This window comes from Kitasatospora aureofaciens, from assembly GCF_019192735.1.
Lineage (GTDB): Bacteria > Actinomycetota > Actinomycetes > Streptomycetales > Streptomycetaceae > Kitasatospora > Kitasatospora aureofaciens_A.
On sequence record NZ_JAHTKP010000003.1, the window covers coordinates 193,106 to 212,341 of the forward strand.

Consider the following 19,236-nt stretch of genomic DNA (forward strand, 5'->3'; position numbering starts at 1 on the left):
GCCCGCTCAGGCGACCACGATCACCCTGGTGCCGTTCGGCGCGAAGTCCCAGAGCAGCTGCCCGTCCTGGCGGGAGCTGCGGATGCCGCCGGTCTTGGCCTTCGGGTCGGTGGTCGGGGTCGCGCCGTCCAGAGCCGCGCTGAAGCCGAACACCACGCCGTTCTGCTGCGCGAAGCGCACCACGTGCTCGATCTGCCGGCCGTCCGTCCCCGTGGTGCTCGGCGTCCGGCTGTACACGGGGTAGCTGCCCGGGGTCGGCTCCACCGAGCCCGGCGTGACCGGGTAGGCGGCCACCACCTGCGGGTTCTTCTTCGGGTCGACCAGCCAGACGTAGTGGCTGCCGACGGAGTAGACGACCCGCGTGCCGCTGCCCGAGGTGGTGGGCAGCGCCGGGACGGTCGGGGTCGCGGACGCGCTCGGCGCCGCGGAGGCGGCCGGCCCGCTCGACGTCGCCGAGGGGGTCGGACGGGCTCCGCCCGCGCGGTCCTGCGCGCCGTTCGCCTGGAAGGCCAGCAGGCTCACCACCGCCAGGGCCCCCAGGGTCAGCCCCGTGACCACCACTCCAGGACCCATCTTCGACACGTGCCCGCTCCCGCCGCCGTCCACAACCGTACGGCCCTTATCGTGCCAGGTCCGCCCGGCCGGTCCGCAGCGCGTCGGACGTGTGTTCCGGACCAGGACGTCTTCTCGATCGGCTCGATCGGCCGGTCGGCCCAACGTCGGTCTAACCTTGACCCCGTGCTGCTGCTCGCGTTCGACACCGCTACCCCCGCCGTCACCGCCGCCGTCCACGACGGCACGGCCGTCCTCGCCGAGACCGACCAGGTCGACGCCCGGCGCCACGGCGAACTGCTCCTGCCCGCCATCGACCGGGTGCTGCGGACGGCCGGGGTCGACAAGCACCAGCTCACCGGCATCGCGGTCGGCGTTGGCCCGGGCCCGTACACCGGCCTGCGGGTCGGCCTGGTGACCGCCGCCGCGCTCGGGCACGCGCTCGGCCTGCCGGTGCACGGCGTCTGCACCCTGGACGCGATCGCCTTCCAGGCCCGCGCCGAGGGCCTGGCCGGGCAGCCGTTCACGGTCGCCACCGACGCGCGCCGCAAGGAGGTCTACTGGGCCTCGTACGACGCCGAGGGCCGCCGCACCGAGGGCCCCGCCGTGGACCGCCCGGCCGAGCTGACGCCGCAGCCCCGCGCGGTCGGCGCCGGCGCGCTGCTCTACCCCGACGCCTTCCCGGGCGCGCACGGCCCCGAGCACGTCTCGGCCGGCGCCCTGGCCGGCTTCGCCGCCGCCGAGCTGGCCGCCGGCCGCGAGCTGCTGCGGAACGTGCCGCTCTACCTGCGCCGCCCCGACGCCCAGGTTCCCGCCGCCTATAAGACCGTTCTAGGCGGCAAGGCGGTGCTCCCGGCGTGAACCACGGCACCACCCTGCGCCCGATGCGCTGGTGGGACATCGCGCCGGTGATGGAACTGGAGCTGCGGCTCTTTCCCGAGGACGCCTGGTCCACCGGGATGTACTGGTCCGAGCTGGCCGAGACCCACCCCGGCGGCACCCGCCACTACAGCGTCGCCACCACCGCGGACGGCACGATCGTCGGCTACGCCGGACTGATGTCGATCGCCGGCGAGGGCGACGTCCAGACCATCGCCGTCGACGAGCGCCACCAGGGCGCCGGCCTCGGCGCGGCGCTGCTCACCGACCTGATCCGGGAGGCCGCCCGGCGCGGCTGCGCCGAACTGCTGCTGGAGGTCCGGGTGGACAACCCGCGCGCCCAGCGGCTGTACGAGCGCTTCGGCTTCGAGCCGGTGGGCATCCGGCGCGGCTACTACCAGCCCGCCAACGTCGACGCGCTGGTGATGCGCCTCGACCACCCGAGCACTGACCCGAAGGACCTTAAGGACACCCGCCATGGCTGACGAACCGCTCGTCCTCGGCATCGAGACCTCCTGCGACGAGACCGGCGTCGGCATCGTGCGCGGCACCACGCTGCTGGCCGACGCGGTCGCCTCCAGCGTCAACGACCACGCCCGCTTCGGCGGCGTCGTCCCGGAGATCGCCAGCCGCGCCCACCTGGAGGCGATGGTCCCGACCATCCAGCGGGCCCTGGACACCGCCGGGGTCAAGGCGAGCGACCTGGACGGCATCGCGGTCACCGCCGGCCCCGGCCTGGCCGGCGCGCTGCTGGTCGGCGTCAGCGCCGCGAAGGCGTACGCCTGGGCGCTCGACAAGCCGCTGTACGGGGTCAACCACCTCGCCTCGCACATCTGCGTCGACCAGCTGGAGCACGGCCGGCTGCCGTCGCCCATGATGGCGCTGCTGGTCTCCGGCGGGCACTCCTCGCTGCTGCTCAGCGAGGACATCACCAGCGACGTCCGCCCGCTCGGCGCCACCATCGACGACGCGGCCGGCGAGGCCTTCGACAAGGTCGCCCGGGTGCTCGGCCTGGGCTTCCCGGGCGGCCCGGTGGTCGACCGGACGGCCCGCGAGGGCGACCGCAAGGCGATCGCCTTCCCGCGCGGCCTGAGCGGCAGGAACGACCCGGCGTACGACTTCTCCTTCTCCGGCCTGAAGACCGCCGTCGCCCGCTGGGTGGAGGCCAAGCGCCGGGCCGGCGAGGAGGTGCCGATCGCCGACGTGGCGGCGTCCTTCCAGGAGGCGGTCACCGACGTGCTCACCCGCAAGGCCGTCAAGGCGTGCCGGGACAACGGCGTCGACCACCTGATGATCGGCGGCGGGGTCGCGGCCAACTCGCGGCTGCGCGAGATGGCCCAGCAGCGCTGCGAGCGGGCCGGCATCCGGCTGCGGGTGCCCCGGCCGGGCCTGTGCACCGACAACGGCGCGATGGTGGCCGCGCTGGGCGCCGAGATGGTGTGGCGGGGCCGCACGCCGTCCGCCTTCGACCTGTCCGCCGACTCCTCGCTGCCCGTCACCGACGTGCACGTGCCTCACACGGATTTCCACGGCCAGGCGTACGACGCGCTCGGCGGCGGTGCCGCATGACCGTCGCCGCGATGTGGGAGGCCCGCGCCGCCGACGGCCGCGGGGCCGAACTCGCCGTCTGGGTGCGGGAAGTGGCGCTGCCCGCGCTGCGCGGCTCGGCCGGGCTGGAGCGCACCGAGCTGTTCGGCGCCTCCGGCGACCGGGTGCTGCTGATCACCTGGTGGAGCGGTGAGCCGGTGCCCGTCGCCGACCCGCCGGCCGAGCTGATCGGCCGTCCGGTGCACTGCTGGTCCTTCACCAGCGAGCACGTCGAGTAGGAGCTGTCCGGGAACCGCTCGCCCGGCCGCTACCGTGCATAGCTGAGAGAAGGCTGGACGGGACCGGGAGCGCGGTGCGGTGAAGCAGGACGGACGGAACAGGACCAAGGCGTACGCGGCGGGGGCGCTGGCCCTGCTGGCCTTCGCCACCGCGTGCGGCGACAACGGGGACGGCGCCGCCGCCGCCCCGGCTGCCAGGACGACGGCCCCGGCCGCGCCCCAGCCGACCGGCGGCGGCGCGGCGTCGACCGCGGCCGGCACGCCCACCGCGGCGCCGGCCGCCGGGGACGCCGCGTGGGCGAAGTGGAACCTCAAGCCGCTGGCGCCGGCCCCCGCGCCGCCCGCCGACAAGCCCATCAAGCTCGAACGGACCGGCACCGTACCGGTGTTCAGCGACGTGAAGACGAACGACAAGGTCGTCTTCATCACCATCGACGACGGCGCCGAGAAGGACCCGAAGTTCGTCGAGATGCTGACCGACCTCAAGGTGCCGATCTCGATGTTCCTGACCCGGGACATCGTCAAGAACGACTACGGCTACTTCAAGCCGCTCCAGGCGCTCGGCAACCACATCCAGAACCACACCGTGGACCACCCGGTGATGAGCAAGATCCCGCCTGAGAAGCAGAAGTCCGAGGTCTGCGACGACCAGTCCGCGCTCACCCAGCAGTACGGCACCGCGCCGCTGCTGTTCCGCCCGCCGTTCGGCGACGGCGCCAACACCCCGACCCTCAACAACGCGGTGCAGCAGTGCGGGCCGCGCGCGATCGTGCTCTGGCGCGAGTCGATGCAGATCCACGACATGCAGTACCAGGGGGAGAAGAAGCTGAAGCCCGGCGACATCATCCTCGCCCACTTCCGCGGCCCGAAGGAGCTCAAGGGCGCGGCGATGACCGAGATGTTCGGCGAGCTGCTGGCCCGGATCCAGGAGCAGGGCTTCTCGGTGGCCCGGCTGGAGGACTACATCCAGGCGCCCGCGTCGTAGTCGTGGCAGTCGTAGTCGTGGCAGTCGTCGCAGTCGCTCAGACCGGCTGACCGAGCATCATGAGCGGGCCGTTGTCGGTGCGGCTGAGGATCACCGTGACGGTGTTCGGCCCGGAGGGCTTGAGCTGACGGCGCAGCTCCTCCGGGGTGATCGCCATCCCGCGCTTCTTGATCACCACCGTGCCGACGCCGCGCTCGCGCAGCAGGGCCTTCAGCTTCTTGATGTGGAACGGCAGCACGTCGGTCAGCTCGAAGGCGTGCGCGTACGGGGTGGGGACCAGCGCGTCCGAGGTCAGGTAGGCGATCTTCGGGTCGATCAGCCGGCCGCCCACCTGCTCGGCCACCTCGGCCACCAGGTGGGCCCGGATCACCGCGCCGTCCGGCTCGTACAGGTAGCGGCCGACCGGCCCGGCCGCCGGGTCGGGCAGGTCGCCGCCGGTGAGGCTCGCGCCCTGCGGCAGCAGGGTGGCGCGGTGCGGGCGGGCGGCCTTCGTGCCGAACCAGAGCACCGCCTCCTTGACGTCCCCGTGGTCGGAGACCCACTCGGCCTCGGCGTCCGCCGGGACGGCCTCGTGCGGGATGCCCGGCGCCACCTTGAGCGCGCCGATCGGGGTGCGGCGGCCGGCCTCGATCGCCCAGGAGAGCGGCGGGGCGTACGCCTCCGGGTCGAACACCCGGCCGCGCGAGGTGCGGCGGGCCGGGTCGGTGAACACCGCGTCGTAGCCGGTGACGTCCACCTCGGCGACGTCCGCGCAGCGCACCTCGACCAGGTCGGCCAGGCCCAGCGCGGCAGCGTTGGCGGCGGTGGCCGCGCAGGCGGCGGGGTCCTTGTCGACGGCCAGCACCTCGATCCCGGCCCGGGCCAGCGCCAGCACGTCCCCGCCGATCCCGCAGCACAGATCCGCCAGCCGGCGCACGCCCAGCTCGGCGAACCGCCCGGCCCGCCACTCGGCCACGCTGCGCCGCGTGGACTGCTCGACGCCGTTGGGCGTGAAGTACATCAGGTCGGCGTCCGCCCCGAACTTCGCCCGCGCCCGCTGCCGCAGCCGCGCCTGCCCGAACGCCGCCGACACCAGCTCCGCCGGGTGTTCCCGCCGCAGCCGGGTGGCCAGCGCCAACTCCTCCTCGGGCGTGAACTCGCGCAGTTCGGCGAGCAGGGCCTGCCCCTCGGAGGTCAGCAGCGGCTGGAGGTTCTCGGTGTCCACGGCCCCATTCTCGCCGGTCGGGGCGTGCGGCGATCGGCGGACCGGTCGTACGGGCCCGGTCGTACATGCGTGCGGGTGACCATCCGCCGTGCGAGACCTCGGGGCGCGTCGTTGGCACTCTGGTTGACTGAGTGCTAACACGGGCCTATGGTCGTCCTTGGCACTCCCCACCAGGGGAGTGCTAACGCGAAGACGCGTGTCTGACCCCCGCGACGGCAGGCCCGCAGGTTCGCCACTTACCCGTTAGAAAACCCCGTAATCTCCGAAGGGGAGCTCGGACGTGACCACCAGCAGCAAGGTTGCCATCAAGCCGCTTGAGGACCGCATCGTGGTCCAGCCGCTCGACGCCGAGACCACCACGGCCTCCGGCCTGGTTATCCCGGACACCGCCAAGGAGAAGCCCCAGGAGGGCGTCGTCCTGGCCGTCGGCCCGGGCCGCTTTGAGGACGGCCAGCGACTTCCGCTCGACCTCGCCGTCGGCGACATCGTCCTGTACTCGAAGTACGGCGGCACCGAGGTGAAGTACAAGGGCGAGGAGTACCTCGTCCTCTCGGCCCGCGACGTGCTCGCGGTCATCGAGAAGTAAGGCGTCCCGACCCGCCCCGGATCCGTGTCCCAAGTGACAGGGGCCCGGGGCGTGGTCGTTGGTTCACGTAGTTCGGCGGCCGGTGGGCCGGCCGCAGCCCCGAGGGAATAGGGAACATGGCGAAGATCCTGCAGTTCGACGAGGACGCCCGCCGCTCGCTGGAGCGCGGTGTCAACAAGCTGGCCGACACCGTCAAGGTGACCATCGGCCCCAAGGGCCGCAACGTCGTCATCGACAAGAAGTTCGGCGCCCCGACCATCACCAACGACGGTGTCACCATCGCCCGCGAGGTCGAGCTGGACGACCCGTACGAGAACCTTGGCGCGCAGCTCGTCAAGGAGGTCGCCACCAAGACCAACGACGTCGCGGGTGACGGCACCACCACCGCCACCGTGCTGGCCCAGGCCCTGGTCAACGAGGGTCTGCGCAACGTCGCCGCCGGCGCCGGCCCGGCCGCCCTGAAGAAGGGCATCGACAAGGCCGTCGCCGCCGTCTCCGAGCACCTGCTGTCGGTGGCCCGCGAGATCGAGGGCAAGGACGACGTCGCCGCCGTCGCGTCCCTCTCCGCCCAGGACACCCAGGTCGGCGAGCTGATCGCCGAGGCGATCGACAAGGTCGGCAAGGACGGTGTCATCACCGTCGAGGAGTCGAACACCTTCGGCGTGGAGCTGGACTTCACCGAGGGCATGCAGTTCGACAAGGGCTACCTGTCGCCGTACTTCGTCACCGACGCGGAGCGGCAGGAGGCGGTCCTGGATGAGCCGTACATCCTGATCCACCAGGGCAAGATCTCCTCGATCCAGGAGCTGCTCCCGCTGCTGGAGAAGATCCTGCAGGGCGGTGGCTCCAGGCCGCTGCTGATCATCGCCGAGGACGTCGACGGCGAGGCGCTGTCCACCCTGGTGCTGAACAAGATCCGCGGCATCTTCAACGCCGTCGCCGTCAAGGCCCCGGGCTTCGGCGACCGCCGCAAGGCGATCCTCGGCGACCTGGCCACCCTGACCGGCGGCACCGTGATCTCCGAGGAGGTCGGCCTCAAGCTCGACCAGGCCGGTCTGGACGTGCTGGGCACCGCCCGCCGCGTGACCATCACCAAGGACGAGACCACGATCGTCGAGGGTGCCGGCGACGCCGAGGCCGTGGCCGGCCGCGTCGCCCAGATCAAGGGCGAGATCGCCAACACCGACTCCGACTGGGACCGCGAGAAGCTGCAGGAGCGCCTGGCCAAGCTGGCCGGCGGCGTCTGCGTCATCAAGGTCGGCGCCGCCACCGAGGTGGAGCTGAAGGAGCGCAAGCACCGCCTGGAGGACGCCATCTCGGCGACCCGTGCCGCGGTCGAGGAGGGCATCGTCGCCGGTGGTGGCGCCTCCCTGGTGCACGCCGCCAAGGTGCTGAACGACGGCCTGGGCCTGTCGGGCGACGAGGCCACCGGTGTCGCCGTGGTCCGAAAGGCGCTGCACGAGCCGCTGCGCTGGATCGCCCAGAACGCCGGCCTGGAGGGCTACGTCATCACCTCCAAGGTCGCCGAGCTGGAGTCCGGCCAGGGCTTCAACGCGGCCACCGGCGAGTACGGCGACCTGGTGAAGGCCGGCGTCATCGACCCGGTCAAGGTCACCCGCTCCGCCCTGGAGAACGCCGCCTCGATCGCCTCCCTGCTGCTCACCACCGAGACCCTCGTGGTGGAGAAGAAGGAGGAGGCCGCCGACAACGGTCACGGCCACTCGCACGGCCACGGCCACTCGCACTGACGCCTGCCGTCGACCGGAGGCCCGGTCCGCTCCCTCGGGACGCGGGCCGGGCCTCCGGCAGTTACTCGCGCGCTCGCCTCCGGTCCGCTCTGGTCCGGTGCCGACGGTCATCGCTCCAAGGCCCTCGTTCCTCGGTCCTCCTCGCTCTCTCCCTTTCGGCACCGGCGCTCCCCTTTGGCTCGGCGCGGGGGGCGTGCTTAATCGTTCAACTATCAGCAGAATTTTGCATACGGCAAAGATTGCCTTATAACTGAGGCATGATCGAGGCCCGCCATCTGCGCGTCCTGCGTGCCGTCGCCCGCACCGGCTCCTTCTCCGCGGCCGCCCGCGAGCTGGGCTGTACGCAGCCCGCCATCAGCCAGCAGATGAAGGCGCTGGAGAAGTCCGTGGACACCCCGCTGGTGGTCCGCTCGGGCCGGGGCATGCAGCTGAGCGAGGCCGGGCGGGTGCTGCTCAAGCATGCCACGGGGATCCTGGCCGGGCTCTCCGCCGCCGAGGAGGAGGTCGCGGCGATCGCCGGGCTGCGGGCCGGACGGGTGCGGCTGGTGTCCTTCCCGACCGCGAGTTCCACCCTGGTGCCGCCCGCCGTCGCCCGGCTGCGGGACAGCCATCCGGGGGTGCGCGTGTCGCTGGTCGAGGCGGAGCCGCCGGAGTCGCTGGCGATGCTGCGCGGCGGGGAGTGCGAGATCGCACTGGCCTTCCGCTACCCGCAGTCCGACGGGCCCGCCGTGCTGTCGGCACCCGCGCACGGCACGCCGCGCGAGGCGCGGGCCGAGGCCAATCTGGAGGCGCAGCAGCTGAGCGCCGGCACCGACTGGTCCGATCTGGTGGTCACACCGCTGCTGGACGACCCGCTGGTGGGCGTGCTGCCCGCCGCACACCCGCTGGCGGGGCGCGGCGGGCCGGTGGAGCTGGCCGGGCTGGCGGGGGAGCAGTGGATCGCCGGCTGCCCGCAGTGCCGGGGGCATCTGGTGGAGCTGTGCGCGGGGGCGGGGTTCGAGCCCCGGATCGACTTCGCGACGGACGACTACCCGGCGGTGGTCGGCCTGGTGGCGGCCGGGCTGGGAGTGGCGGTGCTGCCCCGGCTGGCGCTGGAGTCGGTGCGCCCTGACGGCGTGTCGACGGTCCCGGTGCGGACGGCCTCGGGGGCGCCGGCGGTGCGCCAGGTGGTCGCGCTGACGCTGCCGGATCTGGCCGAGGTGCCGGCCGTGGCGCTGATGCTGGAGCGGTTGGCGGGCGCCGCTGAAGGTCGCTGAGGCCCGCTGACGCCGGGTTACCCCGGACGGGTAAGGCTTGAGGCGCCAAGGAGAAACGTTTCTTCACGGCGCGTCGCGTGTACGGGTCTAACGCTGCGCGACCGACGGGGCGGCCAGTGGGACCTCCACCAGGCGGTGCCGCGAGCGCCCGAGCATCTCCTCGCGTTCGTCCTCCGTCATCCCGCCCCAGACGCCGTACGGTTCGCGGACCGCCAGCGCATGCGCCGCGCACTCGGCGATCACCGGACAGCGCATGCAGACCTCCTTGGCGCTGGCCTCGCGCGAACTGCGCGCGGCCCCGCGCTCGCCCTCGGGGTGGAAGAAGAGCGAGCTGTCCACGCCACGGCATGCTGCGGAGAGCTGCCAGTCCCAGAGGTCCGCGTTGGGACCGGGGAGGCGGGAGAAATCTGCCATGGCTCATTCCCTTCAGAGGCTCGTCGGCCCGCGGGCCGGCCCCAGCGGGCTGTGGCTGCGGGCACGGCGGGGCGTCGATGCATTGGTATGGACACCTGGAAATATGACTTAAGGCAACTCCATGGACAAGTCACCCACAGAGTGGCACAACAGTCAATGACCATACGAAAGCTATAAAAACGGGCAAAGTGGGCATGGACTTCGCCGGGCGCGGGCGTGGCAATCGGGTGGCCGACGGGCGCACGACGCTCCGCACCGATGTGCGGGTCGTACGCCGACCGCGCGCGAGCTGCACAAAAGTGCGGCGTGTGCACCGCGATGCGGCTGATCGGTAACGGGTTGGCCACGTACAGTGGTGGAGATGGCCCTGAAGGCCGTAACTCATTCGAGTGACGGTCGTTGGAAGTGCGGAGGCGGTTAGCGGGCGCCGGACGTCGGGAACGATCGCGGGGAAGTTGAGGCGATCAGCACGGACTCTGTCGCCGATCGGCCGTGTCGGAGAGGTTCGTACCAGCCAGGAGGCTCAACGTGACGCGGATCAGCTGCGGAGGACGACGGTCATGACTTCCGTTCTCGTTTGCGACGATTCCCCGCTCGCCCGCGAGGCGCTTCGCCGCGCCGTCGCGACTGTACCCGGGGTCGACCGGGTCACCACCGCGACGAACGGGGAGGAGGTCCTCCGCCGCTGGGTGGCCGACCGCTCCGATCTCGTACTGATGGATGTCCGGATGCCCGGCCTCGGCGGGGTCGAGACGGTCCGGCGGCTGCTGTCCGCCGACCCGGGCGCGCGGATCATCATGCTCACCGTCGCCGAGGACCTCGACGGTGTCGCGCTCGCCGTGGCCGCCGGCGCCCGCGGGTACCTGCACAAGGACGCCTCGCGCGCCGAGCTGCGGGCCACCGTCACCCAGGCCCTCGCCGACCCGACGTGGCGGCTCGCCCCGCGCCGGCTGCGCAGCCCCGACATGGGCGCGGCGCCGACCCTGACGGCGCGTGAGATCCAGGTGCTGGAGGGCATGAGCCACGGCCGCAGCAACGCCGAGATCGGCCGCGAGCTCTTCCTCTCCGAGGACACCGTCAAGACCCACGCCCGGCGCCTGTTCAAGAAGCTCGGGGCCTCGGACCGCGCGCACGCGGTGGCGCTCGGCTTCCGCTGGGGCCTGGTCCGCTGACCACCGGCGGCGGCGCCGGCTGCGGCGCGCCGCCGGCGTTTCCTTGGACGGGCGCCGCACGGGCGTGTGACGTTACGGTCCCGAGGTTGCACCATGGAGTAGTGGAGCACCTCGGGGACCAGCGGACAGGCACTGCGGCGAACCACGCAGCCGCAGGACACTCGGCGGACGGCGCGACGGACGGGACCACCGACGGCGGCGGGGCGGGAGGCGGCACGGTGCAGGAGGGGCCGGTGGTGCGCGGCGGCACGCCGTTCGGTGCCGCACCGCATAACGTTCCGGTGCACAACTCCGGACGCGGTGCCGCGTTTTCCCGTTCGACCAGGCACCATGGACCGATGCGTGACGACGTCGCCGGTGCGGCCGGCCAGGCGGACCCGGTGGAGGCCGAGCCCTCCGATCCGGGTCGCGATCCGTCGTACGCCGATTTTGGCGAGACCGGCGCGGTTCCCGGCGAGACCGGTGCAGCTCCCGGTGGTGGCGCAGGCCCCGGTCGCCCGCCGGTGCTCGGCGCGGGCGGTTCGCCGCTGGTGGGCGAACTGGTCGCGGCCGCCGTCCGCGGTGAGGGCCCGGCCATCGACGCGCTGCTCGCGTACGTCCACCCGCTGGCGCTGCGGTACTGCCGCGGCCGGCTGATCCGGCTGCCCGGCGGTGCCCGGCACCACGTGGACGACATCGCGCAGGAGGTGTGCGTCGCCGTGCTGTGCGCGCTGCCCCGGTACAAGGACCAGGGGCGGCCCTTCGAGGCCTTCGTCTACGGCATCGCCGCGCACAAGATCGCCGATCTGCAGCGGGCCGCGATGCGCGGGCCCGGCTCGACGGTGATCCCGCAGGACGACCTGCCGGAGGTGCCGGACGAGGCGCTCGGCCCGGAGGAGCAGGCGCTGCTCAGCAGCGACGCGGCCTGGGCCAAGGAACTGCTCTCCAACCTGCCGGCCCGTCAGCGCGAGCTGGTGCTGCTGCGGGTGGCCGCCGGGCTGTCGGCGGAGGAGACCGGCGAGGTGCTGGGGATGTCGCCCGGCGCCGTCCGGGTGGCCCAGCACCGGGCGCTCAGCCGGCTGCGGGCGCTCGCGGAGGAGTCGTCCTGACGCCTGCCGTGGAATGGCTCATGGGGTGCGGGTGTTGTCAAGGGCACACGAGGACACATTCGCGGTGCCAGTACCATGGGGTATCGGCGCCTGGGCGGGTTGCCAAAGTTTCGTGGGTGCGAACGGGGTTCCCCTGGAGGATCCTCCAAGAACACCGGGCTTTCGGCGGTCTGCGCGAGTGAGCGATGAACGCGCCCGCACCCTCAGGGCGTGAGCGGATTAGGCCGGCCACGGAAGGTACCCCCGAAATGTCTTACAACGCCGCAGGCGTACCCGAGAAGTTCGCCATGCTCGGGCTCACGTTCGATGACGTCCTGCTGCTGCCCGGGGCCTCCGAGGTGCTGCCGAACCAGGTCGACACCTCCTCGCGGGTCTCCCGGAACGTGCGCGTCAACATCCCGCTGCTCTCCGCGGCGATGGACAAGGTCACCGAGGCGCGGATGGCCATCGCCATGGCCCGCCAGGGCGGCGTCGGCGTCCTGCACCGCAACCTGTCGGTCGAGGACCAGGCCAACCAGGTCGACCTGGTGAAGCGCTCCGAGTCCGGCATGGTCACCGACCCGATCACGGTCGGCCCGGAGACCATCCTGGCCGAGGCCGACGCGCTGTGCGCCAAGTTCCGCATCTCCGGCGTCCCGGTCGCCGACGAGGCGGGCAAGCTGCTCGGCATCGTCACCAACCGCGACATGGCCTTCGAGTCGGACCGCAGCCGCCAGGTCCGCGAGATCATGACCCCGATGCCGCTGATCACCGGCAAGGTCGGCATCTCCGGCGAGGACGCGATTGCGCTGCTGCGCCGTCACAAGATCGAGAAGCTGCCGCTGGTCGACGACGAGGGCCGGATCAAGGGCCTGATCACCGTCAAGGACTTCGTCAAGGCCGAGAAGTACCCGAACGCCGCCAAGGACGCCGAGGGCCGGCTGCTGGTCGGTGCCGCCGTCGGCGCCTCCCCGGAGGCCTTCGACCGCGCCCAGGCGCTGGTCGAGGCCGGGGTGGACTTCCTGGTCGTCGACACCTCGCACGGCCACAACAGCAACGCGCTGAGCTGGATGTCCAAGATCAAGTCGGCGGTCGGCATCGACGTCATCGGCGGCAACGTCGCCACCCGCGACGGCGCTCAGGCGCTGATCGACGCCGGCGTGGACGGCGTCAAGGTCGGTGTCGGCCCGGGCTCCATCTGCACCACCCGCGTGGTCGCCGGCATCGGCGTCCCCCAGGTCACCGCGATCTACGAGGCCGCGCTGGCCTGCCGGGCGGCCGGCGTGCCGGTCATCGGCGATGGCGGCCTGCAGTACTCGGGCGACATCGGCAAGGCGCTGGCCGCCGGTGCCGACACCGTGATGCTGGGCTCGCTGCTGGCCGGCTGCGAGGAGTCCCCGGGCGAGCTGCTGTTCATCAACGGCAAGCAGTACAAGTCCTACCGCGGCATGGGCTCGCTGGGCGCCATGCAGTCCCGTGGCCAGGCGAGGTCCTTCTCCAAGGACCGCTACTTCCAGGGCGAGGTCACCTCCGACGAGAAGCTCATCGCCGAGGGCATCGAGGGCCAGGTGCAGTACCGCGGCCCGCTGTCCGCGGTGCTGTACCAGCTGGTCGGCGGTCTGCGCCAGACCATGGGCTACGTCGGCGCCGCCACCATCGCCGAGATGGAGAGCAAGGGCCGCTTCGTCCGGATCACCTCGGCGGGCCTCAAGGAGAGCCACCCGCACGACATCCAGATGACCGTCGAGGCGCCGAACTACTCCGCCCGCTGATCACCTGAGACTCCCGAGGGGCCCGTCGCTGCCGAGCAGCGGCGGGCCCCTCGCGTGCGTCCGTGGGCTGGGCCGTCAGGGCACCCGCAGCTACCTTGCGGGATACTGGGGGCGGCCGGGGTGACCCGGCGGGCATGAGCAACAAACCAGAAGGGCTCGAAGTGACTGAGATCGAGATCGGGCGAGGCAAGCGCGGCCGCCGGGCGTACTCCTTCGACGACATCGCCGTCGTCCCCAGCCGCCGTACCCGGGACCCGAAGGAGGTCTCGATCGCCTGGCAGATCGACGCCTACCGCTTCGAGCTGCCGTTCCTGGCCGCCCCGATGGACAGCGTGGTCTCGCCGCAGCAGGCGATCGCCATCGGCCGCCTCGGCGGCCTGGGCGTGCTGAACCTGGAAGGCCTCTGGACCCGCTACGACGACCCGCAGCCGCTGCTCGACGAGATCGCCACGATCACGGACGAGGCCGCCGCCACCCGCCGCCTGCAGGAGATCTACTCGGCGCCGATCCGCGCCGAGCTGATCAAGCAGCGGATCCAGGAGGTCCGCGACTCGGGTGTGGTCACCGCCGCCGCGCTCTCGCCGCAGCGCACCGCCGAGTTCTCCAAGGCCGTCGTGGACGCCGGCGTCGACGTCTTCGTGATCCGCGGCACCACCGTCTCGGCCGAGCACGTCTCCAGCGCCGCCGAGCCGCTCAACCTGAAGCAGTTCATCTACGAGCTGGACGTTCCGGTCATCGTCGGCGGCTGCGCCACCTACACCGCCGCGCTGCACCTGATGCGCACCGGCGCGGCCGGCGTGCTGGTCGGGTTCGGCGGCGGCGCCGCCCACACCACCCGCAACGTGCTCGGCATCCAGGTGCCGATGGCCACCGCCGTCGCGGACGTGGCCGCCGCCCGCCGCGACTACATGGACGAGTCCGGCGGCCGCTACGTGCACGTGATCGCGGACGGCGGCGTCGGCTACAGCGGTGACATCCCGAAGGCCGTCGCCTGCGGCGCCGACGCGGTGATGATCGGCGCCGCGCTGGCCCGGGCCACCGACGCGCCCGGCAAGGGCTTCCACTGGGGCATGGAGGCCGTCCACGAGGAGCTGCCGCGCGGCAAGCGGGTGGACCTCGGCACGGTCGGCACCACCGAGGAGATCCTCACCGGCCCGTCGCACACCCCCGACGGCACCATGAACCTGTTCGGCGCGCTGCGCCGCGCGATGGCCACCACCGGCTACACGGAGCTCAAGGAGTTCCAGCGGGTCGAGGTGACCGTCAACCCGGCGCTCAACCACCGCTGACGCCCGCGTGACCGAGGCCCCCGCCGGAATGCCGGCGGGGGCCTCGTCCTGCCCGGGGCTCAGCTCCGGGTGGCGGTGCGGCGGGTCAGGATGAAGCCGCCGACCAGGGCGATGCCGTAGAAGGCGAGGTCCAGCGGGCGGAGGTCGGCGCGCCACTGCACCAGCGCGTCGTGCAGCAGGACCCGGATCGGGGCGCCGGCCCGCTCGGGCAGCTCCTGGGACCGGATCTCGCGGGACTGGAGGAGTAACTGGCCGAGGAAGAGCGCGCCGGCCGCGAGCAGCGCGCCCAGCAGCGGCAGCACCCGGCTGCGGCCGCCGAGCCGGCCGAGCGGCCAGGCGACGGCGGCGGCCGGGGCGATGGCCAGCCAGCCGATGCTGTCCTCGGCCCGCAGCGGCGCGAGGCCGTAGGCGAGGGCGCCGAGCAGCATCGCACCGACCGCCGTCGCGGTGGCGAGACCGGTGCGGCGTCGCGGGCCCGGACGGCCGGCGGCGGTGGGTTCGTATCCGGCCACCGGGGCACCGGGCATACCGGGAGCGACGTAGCCCTCCGGGGCGCCCAGGGCGGGCGCCACCGAGTAGTGCTGGGCGGTCTGCGGTCGGCCCGACTGTTCGTCAGTGCCCCAGGTGGGTGCGGTCATGGGTGTCGAATCCCCCCGGAAAGACGGTGAGCTGCCGAACCGTAACAGTGTTCGAGATTAATCTTGGCGAGTTTTCGATCACAGATCGGGCACGGAGAGCCCGGCCCGTTGCGGTCCGTCGGAGCCCGGGGCGGGGGCCGGGTGGTCGCGGGCCCCCGGGACAGGGGATGATGGAGGCTTGGGCGTTCGGGCCCGACCCCGGGCCGACGCGCCGTCACCTCGACCGCCAGCAGCACATGGGGGAACGTTCCGAATGACCCAGGCGCAGGGTTCCACCGGCCGACTTCTGGCCGGACGCTACCGGCTCGACACGGTGCTCGGGCGCGGCGGTATGGGCACCGTCTGGCGCGCCGAGGACGAGATGCTGGGCCGTGTGGTCGCGGTCAAGGAACTTCGGATGAACGGCAGCGTCGAGGAGGAGGAGAAGCACCGGCTGATCGTCCGGACGCTGCGCGAGGCCAAGGCCACCGCGCGGATCCGGCACAACTCGGCGGTCACCGTCTTCGACGTGGTCGACGAGGACGACCGGCCGTGGATCGTCATGGAGCTGGTGGAGTCCCGCTCGCTGGCGGACGTCATCAAGGAGGACGGGCCGCTGACGCCCGCTCGGGCGGCCGAGATCGCGCTCGACGTGCTGGGCGTGCTGATCGCCGCGCACGCGCTCGGCATCCTGCACCGGGACGTGAAGCCGTCGAACGTGCTGATCGGGGACGACGGCCGGGTGGTGCTCACCGACTTCGGCATCGCCAGCGTCGAGGGCGACGCCTCGGTCACCTCCACCGGCATGCTGGTCGGCGCGCCCTCGTACATATCCCCGGAGCGGGCGCGCGGGCAGAAGCCCGGCCCGCCGGCCGACCTGTGGTCGCTGGGCGGCACGCTGTACGCGATGGTGGAGTGCCGGCCGCCCTACGACCGGGGGTCGGCGCTGGCCACCCTGACGGCCGTGATGACCGAGGAGCTGGCCACGCCGCTGAACGCGGGGCCGCTGCTGCCGGTGATCGAGGGGCTGCTGGAGAAGGACCCGGCCGAGCGGCTGGACGCCTCGCAGACCCGGTCGATGCTGAAGCGGGTGGTTGCGGAGGCCACGGCGAAGGCCGAGTCGACGACCGAGCACGCGGTGCCGCTGAAGCCCGCCGCCCCTGCGGCTCCGGCCGCGAAGGGGGAGCCGGAGGCCGTGAAGGGGGAGCCGGAGGCCGCGAAGAAAGTCGACACGGAGGCCGCGGCGTCCGAGGGCGCCCCGAAGCGGACCATCGCCGGGCTGCTGGGGACCGTCCGGGTCGGCAGCAAGGCGAAGGACGCGGAGTCCCCGGCCGTCGTGGAGACCGCCCCCGAGCCGGCTCCCGAGCCGACGTCGACGTCGACGCCGGCCGCGTCCGCCGAGCCGCTCCGGCCGGTGACCAGCGAGTGGACGATGGGCGCGACCCAGGCGGCCGGCGCCGACCCGCGCAAGGGCCGGCGGCGGCTGGCCGTGGTGACGGTGGTGCTGGTGCTGCTGCTGATCGCCGGGGTGGTCGCGGTGGTGAAGGCCGTCGGCGGCTCGGACAGCGGCTCCGCGCACGGCGCGGGCGCCACCTCGCCGGTGGCGGCCAGCACGGACGCCACGCCGAGCGCTGCGCCGCCTGCCGCGACCTCGCCGACCGCGACGGCCTCGGCCCCGGCCTCGACGGCGGCCGAGCCGGCTCCGGCCGTCTCGTCGGCCGCGCCGCCGCCGGCCCCGGCCACCACGGTGGCCGGCCCCGTGGCGACCCCGACGCCCACGCCGACCCCGTCCGCCACGCCGAGCGCGGCCCCTACCGCCGCCGGTGCCGCGGTGCCGCCCGGGTACCACCTGTACAAGGACCCGACCGGCTTCTCGGTCGTGCTGCCGGACTGGCTCCAGCAGACCGGCTCGGAGAGCATCCGTCGGACCTTCCAGGGCAACGGCAGCACCCTGAAGATCGAGTGGCGCACCAGCCCCCACGCCAGCGCCGTCGCGGACTGGCAGGATGCCGAGCCCGATCTGCGCGCACAGGTCACCAACTACCAGCGGGTCAACCTGGCGGCGACCAACTACCGGCAGTGGAGCAACGCGGCGGACTGGGAGTGGACCAACGGCACGCCGAAGATGCACTCGCTCAACCGCGGCTTCGTGACCGGGAATCCGGCCAAGTACGGATACGCGATCTACTGGATCACGCCTGACGCCGACTGGAACGCCCCGGCCAACTCCCAGGCCAGGGACCAGGCCTTCGCCAGCTTCCAGCCCGCGCCGTAACAGCGGCGGTCAGCCGATCAGGCGCTCCTCGGCCCGGGCGACCACGTCGGCCTTGACCACGTCCTCGAAGCGGTGCGAGCCGGTCAGGGCGATGACCGTCAGGACGTCGCCGTTGAGCTTGGTCCTGGTCACGGTCGTGTCGGTGACCGCGGAAAGCGGAACCGGCACCGGCGGTTTGCCGTCCTGAGGAAGAGCGGCCGGTGGATGGTGAGGATGAGCGCGCCCTTGCGGAAGTGGTCGGGGTGCCGCCCGGCGGTGGAGGCGACCGGCTTCTCGCCGTCGATCACGGTCGCCTCGACCGTGCGAGCGCCTCGGCCTGCGCCGTCCGATTGCCGGTGCCGGCCACCCGGAAGGCGGTGTCGATCAGATCGGTCCAGTCCATGGGACCGAGCGTGAAGGAGCCGCTCAGTAGGCTGCTCGGTGAGCGAGAGGAACAGGCATGCGAGCGGGCCCGGGGCAGGTGCTGGCGGGGCGTTACCGGCTGACGGACCGTCCCGGGCCGCTGTGCGCGGTCGCGGTGGACGAGGTGACCGGTGAGCCGGTGCTGTTGCGCGCCCTGGAACTTCCCTCGCTGCTGACGAGTGGTTACGAGCCGGAAGACGAAGTCCCGGCGCAGGCCGACCGGCTGGTCCGCCGGGTCGCGGCGGTCGGCTCGGCCGCGCCGGCCTGGCACCCGCGGCTGCTGCGCGGGGTCGGGGCGTTCGTCGAGGGCGAGCTGCTGTGGACCGTCGAGGAGCGGCCCGCCGGGGTGTCGCTGGCCGAACTGGCCGCGGCCGGGCCGGTGCCGCCGTACCGCGCGGCCGAGCTGGCGGCGGACCTGGCGGGCGCGCTGCGGGCGCTGCACGAGGCCGGGCTCAGCCACGGCAACCTGACCGCCGAGTCGGTGCTGGTCTGCGAGGACGGCGCGGCGATGCTCGGCGGGCTGCTGTCCGGGGCGGCCGAGGAGGCGCTGGCCGAGGACCTCGGTGGGCCGGGCGGGCGCCGCCGGTACGACGTCCGGGCCACCCTGGTCGGCCCGGTGGCGGAGCGCTGGCCGCTGGACGGCGGTCCGGCGGGCGACTGCTGGGCGCTCGGGGTGCTGCTCCAGCGGCTGCTGACCGGGCGCTCGCCGTTCCCGGGCGGGAGCGTGCCGGAGCTGGTGACGGCCGTCCGGGACGGGCGGCGGGAGCCGTCGGCGGTCTGCGGGCCGCTGGCGCCGCTGGTCGAGCGGCTGCTCCAGCCTGATCCGGTGCAGCGGCCGACCGCGGAGGCGATCCGCCGGGAGCTCGCGGAGTTGCTGGCAGGCGCGCCGGAGCCGGCCGACGAGGAGCGGGCCGCGCGGGAGTTGGTGGTGCGGCCGGAGGGGCCGCTGGTGCTGTTCCGGCCGCGGCGGCGCGGCCGGGGTGCGGCTGGGCCGCCGACCGACGGGCCGGCGCGGACGGGTGGGGGCAGGCCGCCCTTGATACCCCCGGCCCTGCTGGGGCCGCTGCTGGTCGGAGGCATCTTCCTGCTGCTGGCGCTGGGGGTGGCCGCCGTGGTGCTGTTCGCGGGCTGACGGCCCCGGCCGTACCCCGTTCGCCGGTGCGGCGGGCCGGGGAGATTACCGGCGTTGGCA

19 protein-coding genes are annotated in these 19,236 nt (G+C 72.9%); 14 read left to right on the top strand and 5 right to left on the bottom strand.

Features of this window, described 5'->3' with window-relative positions; genetic code table 11:
* Nucleotides 1–6 precede the first annotated feature (6 nt).
* The gene (locus tag KV557_RS04965; protein ID WP_218198605.1) at nt 7–573 is read right to left on the bottom strand and encodes a L,D-transpeptidase; all 567 of its coding nucleotides are present in this window, start codon (nt 571–573) and stop codon (nt 7–9) included.
* 165 nt (nt 574–738) lie between these two features.
* Here KV557_RS04965 and tsaB point away from each other — a divergent pair, with 165 nt between their 5' ends.
* The 5 genes from tsaB (at nt 739) to KV557_RS04990 (ending at nt 4,242) form a co-directional block, all read left to right on the top strand.
* Nucleotides 739–1,413: a tRNA (adenosine(37)-N6)-threonylcarbamoyltransferase complex dimerization subunit type 1 TsaB gene (gene tsaB, locus KV557_RS04970; protein WP_218198423.1), complete on the top strand. Its 675-nt coding sequence runs from the start codon at nt 739–741 to the stop codon at nt 1,411–1,413.
* Nucleotides 1,414–1,436: 23 nt separating this feature from the next.
* Entirely contained in the window at nt 1,437–1,916 is a 480-nt protein-coding gene (rimI, locus tag KV557_RS04975; RefSeq protein WP_218198606.1) for a ribosomal protein S18-alanine N-acetyltransferase, read from the top strand.
* The gene (gene tsaD, locus KV557_RS04980) at nt 1,909–3,000 is read left to right on the top strand and encodes a tRNA (adenosine(37)-N6)-threonylcarbamoyltransferase complex transferase subunit TsaD (protein ID WP_218198424.1); all 1,092 of its coding nucleotides are present in this window, start codon (nt 1,909–1,911) and stop codon (nt 2,998–3,000) included. Before rimI ends, tsaD begins: the two co-directional genes overlap by 8 nt.
* Nucleotides 2,997–3,257 carry a hypothetical protein gene (locus KV557_RS04985; protein ID WP_218198425.1) on the top strand — a complete coding sequence of 87 codons (261 nt, stop codon included), beginning with the start codon at nt 2,997–2,999 and terminating at the stop codon, nt 3,255–3,257. The genes tsaD and KV557_RS04985 overlap by 4 nt, the downstream gene beginning before the upstream one ends.
* Before the next feature lie 79 nt (nt 3,258–3,336).
* Nucleotides 3,337–4,242: a polysaccharide deacetylase family protein gene (locus tag KV557_RS04990; RefSeq protein WP_218198426.1), complete on the top strand. Its 906-nt coding sequence runs from the start codon at nt 3,337–3,339 to the stop codon at nt 4,240–4,242.
* Nucleotides 4,243–4,279: 37 nt separating this feature from the next.
* Here the strand turns inward: KV557_RS04990 and KV557_RS04995 are convergent, their stop codons facing one another.
* Nucleotides 4,280–5,446: a class I SAM-dependent methyltransferase gene (locus tag KV557_RS04995; RefSeq protein ID WP_218198427.1), complete on the bottom strand. Its 1,167-nt coding sequence runs from the start codon at nt 5,444–5,446 to the stop codon at nt 4,280–4,282.
* Nucleotides 5,447–5,726: 280 nt separating this feature from the next.
* Between KV557_RS04995 and groES the strand changes: the two genes are divergently transcribed.
* From groES to KV557_RS05010, 3 genes are all read left to right on the top strand, one after another.
* The gene (groES, locus tag KV557_RS05000; protein ID WP_049654366.1) at nt 5,727–6,032 is read left to right on the top strand and encodes a co-chaperone GroES; all 306 of its coding nucleotides are present in this window, start codon (nt 5,727–5,729) and stop codon (nt 6,030–6,032) included.
* Nucleotides 6,033–6,148: 116 nt separating this feature from the next.
* The gene (groL, locus tag KV557_RS05005) at nt 6,149–7,780 is read left to right on the top strand and encodes a chaperonin GroEL (protein ID WP_218198428.1); all 1,632 of its coding nucleotides are present in this window, start codon (nt 6,149–6,151) and stop codon (nt 7,778–7,780) included.
* A gap of 257 nt (nt 7,781–8,037) precedes the next feature.
* Nucleotides 8,038–9,036, top strand: a complete 999-nt coding sequence (locus KV557_RS05010) for a LysR family transcriptional regulator (RefSeq protein ID WP_218198429.1) — start codon at nt 8,038–8,040, stop codon at nt 9,034–9,036.
* 87 nt (nt 9,037–9,123) lie between these two features.
* Here the strand turns inward: KV557_RS05010 and KV557_RS05015 are convergent, their stop codons facing one another.
* On the bottom strand, nt 9,124–9,450 hold the full coding sequence (locus KV557_RS05015) for a WhiB family transcriptional regulator (RefSeq protein WP_218198430.1): 327 nt from the start codon (nt 9,448–9,450) through the stop codon (nt 9,124–9,126).
* A gap of 560 nt (nt 9,451–10,010) precedes the next feature.
* On the opposite strand from KV557_RS05015, the gene KV557_RS05020 reads away from it, so the two are divergent.
* From KV557_RS05020 to KV557_RS05035, 4 genes are all read left to right on the top strand, one after another.
* The gene (locus KV557_RS05020) at nt 10,011–10,622 is read left to right on the top strand and encodes a response regulator transcription factor (protein ID WP_014136228.1); all 612 of its coding nucleotides are present in this window, start codon (nt 10,011–10,013) and stop codon (nt 10,620–10,622) included.
* Between the two features lie 503 nt (nt 10,623–11,125).
* The gene (shbA, locus tag KV557_RS05025) at nt 11,126–11,710 is read left to right on the top strand and encodes an RNA polymerase sigma factor ShbA (RefSeq protein ID WP_374106596.1); all 585 of its coding nucleotides are present in this window, start codon (nt 11,126–11,128) and stop codon (nt 11,708–11,710) included.
* Nucleotides 11,711–11,958: 248 nt separating this feature from the next.
* Nucleotides 11,959–13,461 (top strand): IMP dehydrogenase, encoded by a 1,503-nt coding sequence (gene guaB, locus KV557_RS05030; protein ID WP_218198431.1) that lies wholly within the window; start codon nt 11,959–11,961, stop codon nt 13,459–13,461.
* 161 nt (nt 13,462–13,622) lie between these two features.
* The gene (locus tag KV557_RS05035; protein WP_218198432.1) at nt 13,623–14,750 is read left to right on the top strand and encodes a GuaB3 family IMP dehydrogenase-related protein; all 1,128 of its coding nucleotides are present in this window, start codon (nt 13,623–13,625) and stop codon (nt 14,748–14,750) included.
* A gap of 59 nt (nt 14,751–14,809) precedes the next feature.
* Here KV557_RS05035 and KV557_RS05040 read toward each other — a convergent pair whose 3' ends face one another.
* The gene (locus tag KV557_RS05040; RefSeq protein ID WP_218198433.1) at nt 14,810–15,388 is read right to left on the bottom strand and encodes a hypothetical protein; all 579 of its coding nucleotides are present in this window, start codon (nt 15,386–15,388) and stop codon (nt 14,810–14,812) included.
* 253 nt (nt 15,389–15,641) lie between these two features.
* On the opposite strand from KV557_RS05040, the gene KV557_RS05045 reads away from it, so the two are divergent.
* A complete protein-coding gene (locus KV557_RS05045; RefSeq protein ID WP_218198441.1) occupies nt 15,642–17,642 on the top strand; it encodes a serine/threonine-protein kinase in 2,001 nt (666 codons plus the stop codon).
* 9 nt (nt 17,643–17,651) lie between these two features.
* Here KV557_RS05045 and KV557_RS42185 read toward each other — a convergent pair whose 3' ends face one another.
* A complete protein-coding gene (locus tag KV557_RS42185) occupies nt 17,652–17,774 on the bottom strand; it encodes a hypothetical protein (protein WP_256176941.1) in 123 nt (40 codons plus the stop codon).
* A gap of 307 nt (nt 17,775–18,081) precedes the next feature.
* Between KV557_RS42185 and KV557_RS05050 the strand changes: the two genes are divergently transcribed.
* Nucleotides 18,082–19,176, top strand: a complete 1,095-nt coding sequence (locus KV557_RS05050) for a protein kinase domain-containing protein (RefSeq protein ID WP_218198442.1) — start codon at nt 18,082–18,084, stop codon at nt 19,174–19,176.
* The last annotated feature ends 60 nt before the right edge of the window (nt 19,177–19,236 follow it).

Bases quoted from the DNA above. Each gene is read 5' to 3' on its own strand.
- KV557_RS04965 (WP_218198605.1), bottom strand. From the start codon at position 573: ATGGGTCCTGGAGTGGTGGTCACGGGGCTGACCCTGGGGGCCCTGGCG.
- rimI (WP_218198606.1), top strand. From the start codon at position 1,437: ATGCGCTGGTGGGACATCGCGCCGGTGATGGAACTGGAGCTGCGGCTC.
- tsaD (WP_218198424.1), top strand. From the start codon at position 1,909: ATGGCTGACGAACCGCTCGTCCTCGGCATCGAGACCTCCTGCGACGAG.
- KV557_RS04985 (WP_218198425.1), top strand. From the start codon at position 2,997: ATGACCGTCGCCGCGATGTGGGAGGCCCGCGCCGCCGACGGCCGCGGG.
- groL (WP_218198428.1), top strand. From the start codon at position 6,149: ATGGCGAAGATCCTGCAGTTCGACGAGGACGCCCGCCGCTCGCTGGAG.
- KV557_RS05010 (WP_218198429.1), top strand. From the start codon at position 8,038: ATGATCGAGGCCCGCCATCTGCGCGTCCTGCGTGCCGTCGCCCGCACC.
- KV557_RS05015 (WP_218198430.1), bottom strand. From the start codon at position 9,450: ATGGCAGATTTCTCCCGCCTCCCCGGTCCCAACGCGGACCTCTGGGAC.
- KV557_RS05020 (WP_014136228.1), top strand. From the start codon at position 10,011: ATGACTTCCGTTCTCGTTTGCGACGATTCCCCGCTCGCCCGCGAGGCG.
- guaB (WP_218198431.1), top strand. From the start codon at position 11,959: ATGTCTTACAACGCCGCAGGCGTACCCGAGAAGTTCGCCATGCTCGGG.
- KV557_RS05040 (WP_218198433.1), bottom strand. From the start codon at position 15,388: ATGACCGCACCCACCTGGGGCACTGACGAACAGTCGGGCCGACCGCAG.
- KV557_RS05045 (WP_218198441.1), top strand. From the start codon at position 15,642: ATGACCCAGGCGCAGGGTTCCACCGGCCGACTTCTGGCCGGACGCTAC.
- KV557_RS05050 (WP_218198442.1), top strand. From the start codon at position 18,082: ATGCGAGCGGGCCCGGGGCAGGTGCTGGCGGGGCGTTACCGGCTGACG.